Source organism: Streptomyces glaucescens, from assembly GCF_002154375.1.
Lineage (GTDB): Bacteria > Actinomycetota > Actinomycetes > Streptomycetales > Streptomycetaceae > Streptomyces > Streptomyces glaucescens.
Map to the genome: position 1 here is coordinate 1 of NZ_MUND01000250.1, position 10,192 is coordinate 10,192.

The window sequence follows — 10,192 nt, forward strand, 5'->3', positions numbered from 1 at the left end:
GCACCCCGCCCGGGCCCTACGGCGCCCCCGCCACCCCGCCGTACGGCCAGCCCGGTCAGCAGCCCGGCGGCTACGGCCAGCAGCCCGGTTACGGCTTCCCGCCGCCGACCGTGCCGCTCCAGCCGCAGGCGGCGGCGCCGGCCGGCGGCGGACGGCGGATCAACCCGCAACTGGCGATCATCATCGCCGCGGTCGTGGCGATCGCGCTGATCGTCGGCGGCGGCGTCCTGTACGCCTCCGGCAAGGACGACGGCAGGGCCGACACCGCGAGCTCCAGCGGCGGCACCGGCGGCGGTGACCCCAAGGGCGGCACCGGCGGCACGGGCGGCACCTCCTCCAAGGGCTCGGAGAAGGTCCCCGCCAACCCGGCCTCCGAGGTGCTGTTCCAGGTCCCGATGCCCAAGGTGGCCAAGGACGACAGCGTCGTCGTGGAGGGCTCCTGGCTCACCGACGAGGTGTACGCCAAGAGCGGCGTCGCCGAGATCGTCGGCTACGACGTCGACAAGGGCACCAAGTCCTGGTCGATCAAGCTGCCCGGCCCGGTCTGCCACGCCAGCCGCCACACCACCGAGGACGGCAAGACCGCGGTGGTCTTCCAGCCGAGGATGCCGGACAAGAACTCCTCCGAGGGGTGCAGCCAGATCGCGGCGATCGACCTCGCCGCGGGCAAGAAGCTGTGGCAGAAGACCGCCACGTCCGGTGACCAGCCGATCAACTTCGACAACGTCACGGTCAGCGCGAACACCGTCGCCGTGGGCAGCACCAGCGGCGGCGCCGCGTTCGACCTGACCACCGGCAAGGCGCTGTGGACCCCCAAGCCGACCGACTCCTGCTACGACGCGGGCTACGGCGGCGGCGCCAAGCTGGTCGCGGTGCGCAAGTGCGGCCAGTACGGCGCGCGGCAGCTGCACATCCAGACCATCGACCCGAAGTCCGGGAAGGTGCTCTCCGAGTACAAGATGACCCAGGGCATCGAGTACGCGAGCGTGGTCTCGACCGACCCGCTGGTGGTGGCCGCCGACGTCGGCGACGCGGCGGGCGACGGCTCCGGCATCTCCGACTTCTTCTCGATCGACAACAAGACCGGCCAGCTGCGCACCCGGATCTCCGCGCCCGGCGACGACTACGCCGCCAAGTGCGACGGCATCTCCCGGATCGAGGACTGCTCGGGCATCGCGGCCGGCAACGACCGGCTGTACGTCCCGACCGAGGAGCACGACAGCACCGGCAAGTACGGCTCGACCAACGAGATCGTCGTCTTCGACCTGGCCACCGGCAAGCAGACCGGCCAGCGCGGCGACGCCGGCGACGGCTACACGATCACCCCGCTGCGCATGGACGGCGGCAATGTGATCGCCTACAAGTCGCCGCCCTACGACAAGGGCGGACAGGTCGTCAGCCTGGACGGCGGCACCTTCAAGGAGACCAAGCTGCTGGAGAACCCCTCCGACGAGACGATCCGCGGCGTGGAGACCAGCATGCTGCCGTCCTACGCGGAGCTGCTGTACTCGCAGGGCCGGCTGTTCATGTCCGAGACCTTCGCCAGCTCGTCGTCCTACAGCGACGAGTACCTGGCGATCGCGTTCGGCGCGACCGGCTGATCCGGCGAGCGACTGATCGACCCGGCGCACGCGCCGGAGCGCACGGCCCCATTCCTGCTCAGGGATGGGGCCGTGCGCGTAACTCTCAACCCCGCCAACACCCTCGAATGAGCGGAATTTCGGCGTTCCGGGGCAGTTCTCATCAGGAGGGGGCAGCGCAACGTCGAACAAGCGTGTAGCTTCCGGGGGCATGAAAGGGCGGGGAGCCGGGGGGCCCGGCGCCGGGGGTTGCGGAGTCTGTCCGAGTGATCTCGTGGGCGGCCGCGGAGGCGTCCACAGGGGGGACTGGGGGTTGCTCGATGGGAGTGCGGCTCATGGTGGTCGACGACCACCGTCTGCTCGCCGAGGCACTGGCCTCGGCGCTGAAGCTGCGCGGGCACCGGGTACTGGCCGCGGCGGCGCCCGCCGCGGGGGCGGCGGAACTGGTGATCGCCCGGGCGCCGGAGGTGTGCCTGCTGGGCACGGCACAGCCGGCGCAGCCGGGCGCCTTCGACCCCGTGGTGCGGATCAAGCGGGAGCGCCCGCAGGTGGCGGTGCTGGTGCTGGGCCCGGTGCCGTCCCCGCGCGGCATCGCGTCGGCGTTCGCGGCGGGAGCCTCCGGGTACGTCCGCCACGACGAGCGGATAGAGGGCGTCGAGCGGGCCATCATCAAGGCCAGGGCCGGTGAGGCGGCCGTCGCCCCGGCCCTCCTCCAGGGAGCCTTCGGGGAACTGCTCAACCCGGCCGCCCAGCCCGACGACGAGGGTCAGCGCCTGCTGGAGATGCTCACCCCGCGCGAGATCGAGGTCCTGGTCCGGGTCGCCGACGGCGAGGACACCCGCCTCATCGCGGCCGGCATGGGCATCGCCCCCTCCACGGCCCGCACCCACGTCCAGCGGGTCCTGATGAAGCTGGGCGTCGGCTCCCGCCTGGAAGCCGCGGCCCTGGCGGCCCGCACGGGGCTGCTGGAGCGGGCGGGGCCGGTGCGTCAGTACGGCAGGGGCCCGGGCACGGAGGCGGGGCCGGAGTCCTGAGCGGCCCCGGCCCCGTGACCCGTGCGGCGGAGGTCACTCCGCCCCGGGGCGCTCCTCCGGGACGGCGGCCGGCGGCGGGGGAGCGACGGGGCGCAGCTTCAGCCAGATCAGGAAGAACAGGCCGAGGGCGAGCATGCCGAGGCCGGTCCACAGGTTGATGTTGACGCCCTGGGCCTTGTCGATCGCTGCGTCGTCGTCCGTCAGTCCGGTGATCGTGACGATGACGCCGTAGATCACGAAGAGGCCGCCGATGATGCGGCGGATGTCGAAGAGCCGGGCAGCCGTCGCGGACTTGCCCTGCAGCTCGGTGACCTCCCGCTGGACGTCCTGCTCGCTGAAGCGGTGCGCGGAGTGTTCGGGGTGTTCGGACATGGTCTTTCCATCCTCCCGCGTCAGAACGAGAACGGGATGTAGCAGAGGGCGGCCAGGGCGACGGCGCCCCAGCCGAGCAGTGCCGGCCTGCGGTACCAGGCGTCGTCGCCCTCGGCGGGCGGCTCGGACATGCCGGGGGAGCGGGTGCCGTAGACCAGGCCCTGGAGTTCCTCGGCGGGCTTCGGCTTGGTGAACAGGGAGACCGCGACCATGACGACCGCGCCGGCGACGAATCCGGCGATCGCGGAGACGAAGTTGGCGCCCTGGTCGGAGGGGATGTCGACGATGTCCTGCTTGTAGAGGACGAAGTAGTTCACCATCGCTGCGGTGGTGCCCGCGATCAGGCCCCAGAAGCCGGACTTCATCGACGCCCGCTTCCAGAACATGCCGATGATGAAGACCACGAACATCGGCACGTTGAAGAAGGAGAAGAGCGTCTGGAGGTAGCTCATGATGTTCGAGAACGACGACGCGAGGAACGCGGTGCCGATCGAGGCGAGCACGCCGATCGCGGTGATCAGCCGGCCGAACCGCACGTAGTAGGCGTCCTCGCGGTCGCGGATCACGTACTTCGCCCAGATGTCGGTGGTGAAGACGGTGTTGAAGGACGACACGTTGGCCGCCATGCCGGCCATGAAGGCGGCCAGCAGACCGGTCACCGCGATGCCGAGCACGCCGTTGGGCAGCAGCGATTCCATCAGGTACGGGATGGCGTCGTTGTACTGCAGGTCGGAGTCGGGCGTGCCGATCCGCGGCACGAGGGCGGCGGCGACCAGGCCGGGGATCATCACCAGGAAGACGATGAAAATCTTCGGGAAGGCGGCGATCAGCGGGGTGCGCTGGGCGGCGGAGAGGTTCTTCGCGGACAGTGCCCGCTGCACCTCGGCGAAGTTCGTCGTCCAGTAGCCGAACGACAGCACGAAACCGAGGCCGAGCACGATGGTCAGCCAGTTGGCGCCCAGCGGGTTGTCGCTGCCGATGCCGGTGCCGCCCCAGGAGGTCATGAAGTCGCCGCCGTGCTGTGCGGTGAGCTTGTCGGACAGCCCGTCCCAGCCGCCGACCGACTTCAGGCCGAGCACGGTGATGGGGATGAGGGCCGCCAGGATCACGAAGAACTGGAGCACCTCGTTGTAGATCGCCGAGGACAGGCCGCCCAGGGTGATGTAGGCGAGGACGAAGAATCCGGCGACGACGATCGCCACCCACTGCGGCCAGCCCAGCAGCGCCTCGACGACGATGGCGAGTGCGTAGAGGTTGACGCCGGCGATGAGGATGGCGGCGCAGGCGAACAGGATCGAGCTGAGCAGGTGCGCGGCCTTGTCGAAGCGCAGCAGCAGGAACTCGGGGACCGAGCGGACCTTGGAGCCGTAGTAGAAGGGCATCATCACCAGGCCGAGGAAGACCATGGCCGGGATGGCGCCGATCCAGTACCAGTGGGTGGTGTAGACGCCGTACTGCGCGCTGTTGGCGGCCATGCCCAGGATCTCGGTGGCGCCGAGGTTGGCGGCGATGAAGGCGAGTCCGGTGACCCAGGCGGGCAGGGAGCGGCCGGAGAGGAAGAAGTCGAGGCTGGTCTTGACCGAGCGGCGGGCGGCGAAGCCGATGCCGAGGACCACGACGAAGTAGATGCCGAGGATCGTGTAGTCGAGCCAGTTCGTGGGGAGTCGTAGCTCGGCCGCCAGCTGTGTGGCGGTGTATGTGGGGGTCTGCATGAATTCTCGCTTCGTTGCGCGAACTGATCCGTGGCGGAACCTACGCCTCCGCGTTCAGTAATTGAACACTTCTGGTGATGCTCTTTGTTTGATTGTGATGTTGACTGCCGTGGTGAGTTGTGTTTCGATGTGTTTGGTTCTGTTTGATGAGTGGGTACGTGATGGGGTGGCTCGAATGGAGAGTCCGCGGTGAAGAAGACCTCGACCCGGCTGGCCGACGGTCGTGAGCTGATCTACTACGACCTGCGCGACGACACCGTCCGCGACGCGGTCGACCGCCGTCCGCTGGACCCGACCGTGACGACCTCCGAGGTCCGCCACGACGACCTGCTCGGCGACTCGGTCGCGATCGCCTCGCACCGGCAGGGCCGCACCTATCACCCGCCGGCCGACGAATGCCCGCTGTGCCCGTCCGAGGGCGAGCGGCTGAGCGAGATCCCCGACTCGTCGTACGACGTCGTCGTCTTCGAGAATCGTTTCCCCTCCCTGGCGGGCGACTCCGGCCGCTGCGAGGTCGTCTGCTTCACCTCCGACCACACCTCCTCCTTCGCCGACCTGGGCGAGGAGCAGGCGCGGCTGGTCCTGGACGCCTGGACCGACCGGACGTCGGAGCTCTCCCATCTGCCCTCCGTGGAACAGGTGTTCTGCTTCGAGAACCGCGGAGCCGAGATCGGGGTCACGCTCCAGCACCCGCACGGCCAGATCTACGCCTACCCGTTCACCACTCCGCGCACCGCCCTGATGCTGCGTTCGCTCGCCGCCCACAAGGACGCCTCCGGCGGGGAGAACCTGTTCGACGCCGTGCTGGAGCGTGAGCTGGCCGGCGAGCGGGTCGTCCTTGAGGGTGAACACTGGGCGGCGTTCGTGCCGTACGCCGCGCACTGGCCGTACGAGGTCCACCTGTACCCGAAGCGCCGCGTGCCCGATCTGCTCGCGCTCGACGAGGACGCGCGCTCGGAGTTCCCCCAGGTTTATCTGGAACTCTTGAGGCGCTTCGACCGGATCTTCGGCGAAGGTGAACCGCCCACGCCCTACATCGCGGCCTGGCACCAGGCCCCGTTCGGCCAGCTGGCGGAGTTCGACGGCGTCACCCGTGACGACTTCGCCCTCCACCTGGAGCTTTTCACCATCCGAAGGACTTCCGGCAAGCTGAAGTTCCTCGCGGGTTCCGAGTCCGGCATGAGCGTGTTCATCAACGACGTGCCGCCGGAGCGCGCGGCCGAGCGACTGCGAGAGGTAGCGAGTTGATGAGCGGTAAGTACCTGGTCACCGGTGGCGCGGGATACGTCGGCAGCGTGGTCGCCCAGCATCTGCTGGAGGCGGGCGCCGAGGTCACCGTCCTGGACAACCTCTCCACCGGCTTCCGCGAGGGCGTGCCCGCCGGTGCCGCCTTCATCGAGGGCGACATCCGCGACGCCGCCAAGTGGCTCGACTCCTCCTACGACGCCGTGCTGCACTTCGCCGCCTTCTCCCAGGTCGGAGAGTCGGTGGTGAAGCCGGAGAAGTACTGGGACAACAACGTCGGCGGCACCCTCGCCCTGCTCGGCGCGATGCGCGAGGCGCGCGTGCGCACGCTGGTCTTCTCCTCCACGGCGGCCACCTACGGCGAGCCCGTCAGCACGCCGATCACCGAGACCGACCCCACCGCCCCCACCTCCCCCTACGGGGCGTCCAAGCTCGCCGTCGACCACATGATCACCGGCGAGGCGAAGGCCCACGGCCTCGGCGCGGTCTCGCTGCGCTACTTCAACGTGGCCGGCGCCTACGGCGCCCACGGCGAGCGCCACGACCCCGAGTCCCACCTCATCCCGCTGGTCCTCCAGGTCGCCCTGGGCCGCCGCGACGCCATCTCCGTCTACGGCGACGACTACCCGACCCCGGACGGCACCTGCGTCCGCGACTACATCCACGTCGCCGACCTGGCCGAGGCCCATCTGCTGGCCCTGAAGGCCGCGCGCCCCGGCGAGCACCTGATCTGCAACCTCGGCAACGGCAACGGCTTCTCCGTCCGCGAGGTCATCGAGACCGCCCGCCAGGTCACCGGCCACCCCATCCCCGAGGTCCCGGCCCCGCGCCGGGGCGGCGACCCCGCGGTCCTGGTGGCCTCCGCGGACGCGGCCCGCGAGAAGCTGGGCTGGAACCCGTCCCGCGCCGACCTCGCGGGCATCGTCGCGGACGCGTGGGAGTTCGCGCGGCACATCGCACGCAACGCAAGGGAGCAGTGAGCGTGGGCGCACAGCAGGTGCGGGACGGCTTCGCCGAGCTGTACGGGACCGAACCCGAGGGTGTCTGGGCGGCTCCCGGCCGCGTCAACCTCATCGGTGAGCACACCGACTACAACGACGGCTTCGTGATGCCCTTCGCGCTGCCGCACACCGCGCTCGCGGCGGTCTCGCGGCGCACGGACGGCCGTCTGCGGCTGCACTCCGCCGACGTCGAGGGCGGCGTCGTCGAGTTGCGGCTCGACGACCTGGCGCCCGAGTCGGACCGGGACTGGACGGCCTACCCGGCGGGCGTGGTGTGGGCACTGCGCGAGGCCGGGCACGCGGTGACCGGCGCGGACGTCCACCTCACCTCCACCGTCCCGGCGGGCGCGGGCCTGTCCTCCTCGGCGGCCCTGGAAGTGGTGGTCGCGCTCGCCCTGAACGACCTGTACGGGCTGGGGCTGAAGGGCTGGCAGCTGGCCCGGCTGTGCCAGCGCGCCGAGAACGTCTACGTCGGCGCACCCGTCGGCATCATGGACCAGACGGCCGCCGCCTGCTGCACCGACGGCCACGCCCTGTTCCTGGACACCCGGGACCTGTCCCAGAAGCAGATCCCCTTCGACCTGGCGGCCGAGGGCATGCGGCTGCTGGTCGTCGACACCCAGGTCAAGCACGCGCACAGCACCGGCGAGTACGGCAAGCGCCGGGCGGGCTGCGAGAAGGGTGCGGCCCTGCTCGGCGTGGACGCCCTGCGGGACATCCCGTACGGGGAGCTGGACGCGGCCCTCGCGCGGCTCGGCGACGACGAGGAGGTGCGCCGTCTGGTCCGCCACGTGGTGACCGAGGACGAGCGTGTCGAGCGGGTGGTCGCCCTGCTGGAGTCGGGCGGGACGCGGGCCATCGGCCCGGTCCTCACGGAGGGCCACGCCTCCCTGCGTGACGACTTCCGCATCTCCTGCCCGGAGCTGGACCTGGTGGTCGACACCGCGCTGGCCTCCGGTGCGCTCGGCGCCCGGATGACCGGCGGGGGCTTCGGCGGCTCGGCGATCGTGCTCGCCGAGGCGGCGGACGTCGACACCCTCACGAAGGCGGTCGAAGAGGCGTTCGCGGCGGCCGGTTTCACGGCGCCGCGCGTGTTCGAGGCGGTTCCTTCGCCGGGCGCGCGACGGATCGGCTAGGAGACGCCCCACGGACGCCGCGCCCGGAGCGGGTTCGCCGGGAACCCGTTCCTGCGGAACCGCTTCACCAAGGTGTATTCGGTGATCCCCGGCGGATAGTCGGGGATCACGCACACCACCTCGTAGCCCTGCTTCCGGTAGAACTCGGGGGCCTGGAAGTCCCAGGTCTCCAACCGCGCGGCCCCGCAGCCGCGTTCGGCGCGGGCGATCCGCTCCGCCTCGGCCAGCAGCCGGCCGCCCAGGCCCGCTCCCCGGTGCCGTTCGTCCACCCAGAGGTACGTCACCTGGAGCCAGGTCGCCCAGGTGTGCCCGACCAGCCCGCCCGCCAGCTCCCCCGCCTCGTCCGACGCCCAGACGTGCAGCGGGACTTCGCGCTCACCCGGCGTGCCCCGAAGCGCCGCCACGACCGGTGAGGCCGCGGCATTGGTGTCGGCCAGCCGCGAACGGAGAAGATCGCGTCGGACCTTGTCGACTTCTGTCTCAAGACGAAACATGCGGCTCACCATAAACGTGCCGGACCGCCAGTTCTGCAAATAGCCTTCCGCCGCGGCCCCCCGCCCGTACTCTGAGGATCGGCACCGGTGGGGGCCGGTGCTGTTCAGGGGGCGAGTCAAAGTCGGGTACGGCGCCCTGTGGTAGCAGTCATGACACGGCGGCGGCCGTGCGCTCGTGGCTGGGCGACCCTTGGGCGTCGTACCCGTGCCGGCGCTTTCGTTCTCCGGGTCTGTCCGGACCAGTGGGGGTTTTCAGTGGTTCGCATCCGAGTCCTGGTCGTCGACGACCACCGCATCTTCGCCGAGTCGCTGGCGGCGGCCCTGGCCGCGGAGCCGGACGTCGAGGTGTCCGCGGCGGGCAGCGGCCCGGCCGCGCTGCGCTGCCTGGAGCGGGCCGCGGCCGAGGGCCGGCGGTTCGACGTGCTGCTCGTCGACGCCGACCTGGGGGGCGGCGGACCCGGCGCACGGCCCGCGGTGGCGGCCGTGCCCGCGCAGCGGGAGAGCGGCGAGGACGGGGCCGTCGACGGGATCTCCCTGGTCGCGGGGGTGCGCTCGGCACAGCCCGGGGTGCGGACCGTGGTGCTCGCGGAGAAGGACGACCCGCGCCGGGCGGCGCTGGCGCTCCAGGCGGGCGCCTCCGGCTGGGTCGCCAAGGACTGCTCGCTGTCGCGGCTGCTCACCGTGATCCGCGGGGTGCTGCGGGACGAGACCCATCTGCCGCCGGCGCTGCTCACCGGGGTGCTGCGGGAGCTGACCGCCGCCCGCCGGCACCGCACGGAGAGCGAGCGGCTGGTGGAGTCGCTGACCCCGCGGGAGCGGGAGGTGCTGCGCTGCATGGTGGCGGGGCTGGGCCGCAAGGCGGTCGCCGAGCGGCTCTTCCTCAGCCCGCACACCGTGCGGACGCATATGCAGAACGTGCTCGGCAAGCTGGGCGTGCACTCCACGCTGGCCGCCGTGGCGCTCGCCCGGCGGGCCGGGGTCGGGCCGGCCGACCTAACCGGGGATGTTGTCGAACGGGGCGGTCAGCTGGCGTAGCAGTGCGGCCAGTTCACCGCGCTGGGCGCGGGACAGCTCGGCGAGGATGGCGCGCTCCTGGTCCAGCAGTCCGGCCAGTGCCTGGTCGGCGCGGTCGCGGCCCTCCGCGGTGAGCCGGACCAGCACGCCGCGCCGGTCGCTGGGGTCGGGCAGCCGCTCGACCAGGCCTTTCTTGGCGAGCCGGTCGATCCGGTTGGTCATCGTGCCGGAGGTGACCAGGGTCTGCGTCAGCAGCTGGCCGGGGGAGAGCTGGTACGGCGTGCCCGCCCGCCGGAGCGCGGTCAGCACGTCGAACTCCCAGGGCTCCAGACTGTGCTCGGAGAAGGCCAGCCGGCGTGCGCGGTCCAGATGCCGGGCGAGCCTGCTCACCCGGCTGAGCACCTCGAGCGGTTCCACGTCGAGGTCCGGGCGCTCCCGGCGCCACGCTGCGACCAGCCGATCGACCTCGTCCTCCATGACGATCAGTGTAGTGGTTGTGTCGACATGAAGTCTCTTGACGTCAAGATACTCCGCGGGGCAGCCTGGAACCGTCGACGACAGGAGGCCCCCGCATGCCCACCCCCACCTGGGACCCGGCCCAGTA

At 70.9% G+C, this 10,192-nt stretch carries 10 protein-coding genes; 6 read left to right on the forward strand and 4 right to left on the reverse strand.

The features are described 5' to 3' along the window. Together CCN42_RS17440 and CCN42_RS17445 are read left to right on the forward strand one after the other, a co-directional pair. The coding region (locus CCN42_RS17440) for an outer membrane protein assembly factor BamB family protein (RefSeq protein ID WP_245877332.1) at positions 1-1,601 on the forward strand (1,601 nt) is incomplete at its 5' end. Between the two features lie 299 nt (positions 1,602-1,900). Then, positions 1,901-2,614 carry a helix-turn-helix transcriptional regulator gene (locus tag CCN42_RS17445; protein WP_086736806.1) on the forward strand — a complete coding sequence of 238 codons (714 nt, stop codon included), beginning with the start codon at positions 1,901-1,903 and terminating at the stop codon, positions 2,612-2,614. Positions 2,615-2,647: 33 nt separating this feature from the next. On the opposite strand, the gene CCN42_RS17450 is transcribed toward CCN42_RS17445, so the two are convergent. Then, positions 2,648-2,986: a hypothetical protein gene (locus tag CCN42_RS17450; protein WP_086736808.1), complete on the reverse strand. Its 339-nt coding sequence runs from the start codon at positions 2,984-2,986 to the stop codon at positions 2,648-2,650. A 20-nt stretch (positions 2,987-3,006) separates the two neighbouring features. Next, positions 3,007-4,698 carry a sodium:solute symporter family protein gene (locus CCN42_RS17455; protein ID WP_086736810.1) on the reverse strand — a complete coding sequence of 564 codons (1,692 nt, stop codon included), beginning with the start codon at positions 4,696-4,698 and terminating at the stop codon, positions 3,007-3,009. A 189-nt stretch (positions 4,699-4,887) separates the two neighbouring features. On the opposite strand from CCN42_RS17455, the gene galT reads away from it, so the two are divergent. From galT to galK, 3 genes are read left to right on the forward strand one after another with little or no spacing between them, the layout of a single operon-like run. Beyond that, positions 4,888-5,946: a galactose-1-phosphate uridylyltransferase gene (galT, locus tag CCN42_RS17460; RefSeq protein ID WP_086172362.1), complete on the forward strand. Its 1,059-nt coding sequence runs from the start codon at positions 4,888-4,890 to the stop codon at positions 5,944-5,946. Then, positions 5,946-6,923 carry a UDP-glucose 4-epimerase GalE gene (gene galE / locus CCN42_RS17465; RefSeq protein WP_086736812.1) on the forward strand — a complete coding sequence of 326 codons (978 nt, stop codon included), beginning with the start codon at positions 5,946-5,948 and terminating at the stop codon, positions 6,921-6,923. The genes galT and galE overlap by 1 nt, the downstream gene beginning before the upstream one ends. A 2-nt stretch (positions 6,924-6,925) precedes the next feature. Then, a complete protein-coding gene (gene galK, locus CCN42_RS17470) occupies positions 6,926-8,080 on the forward strand; it encodes a galactokinase (RefSeq protein ID WP_086736814.1) in 1,155 nt (384 codons plus the stop codon). Here galK and CCN42_RS17475 read toward each other — a convergent pair. Next, on the reverse strand, positions 8,077-8,586 hold the full coding sequence (locus tag CCN42_RS17475; RefSeq protein WP_211294732.1) for a GNAT family N-acetyltransferase: 510 nt from the start codon (positions 8,584-8,586) through the stop codon (positions 8,077-8,079). The two genes, galK and CCN42_RS17475, sit on opposite strands and share 4 nt — an antisense overlap. Positions 8,587-8,829: 243 nt before the next feature. Here CCN42_RS17475 and CCN42_RS17480 point away from each other — a divergent pair, with 243 nt between their 5' ends. After that, positions 8,830-9,609 carry a LuxR C-terminal-related transcriptional regulator gene (locus CCN42_RS17480; protein ID WP_086736816.1) on the forward strand — a complete coding sequence of 260 codons (780 nt, stop codon included), beginning with the start codon at positions 8,830-8,832 and terminating at the stop codon, positions 9,607-9,609. Here CCN42_RS17480 and tamR read toward each other — a convergent pair. Then, on the reverse strand, positions 9,568-10,065 hold the full coding sequence (gene tamR, locus CCN42_RS17485; RefSeq protein ID WP_086171256.1) for a MarR family transcriptional regulator TamR: 498 nt from the start codon (positions 10,063-10,065) through the stop codon (positions 9,568-9,570). The two genes, CCN42_RS17480 and tamR, sit on opposite strands and share 42 nt — an antisense overlap. Positions 10,066-10,192 lie beyond the last annotated feature (127 nt).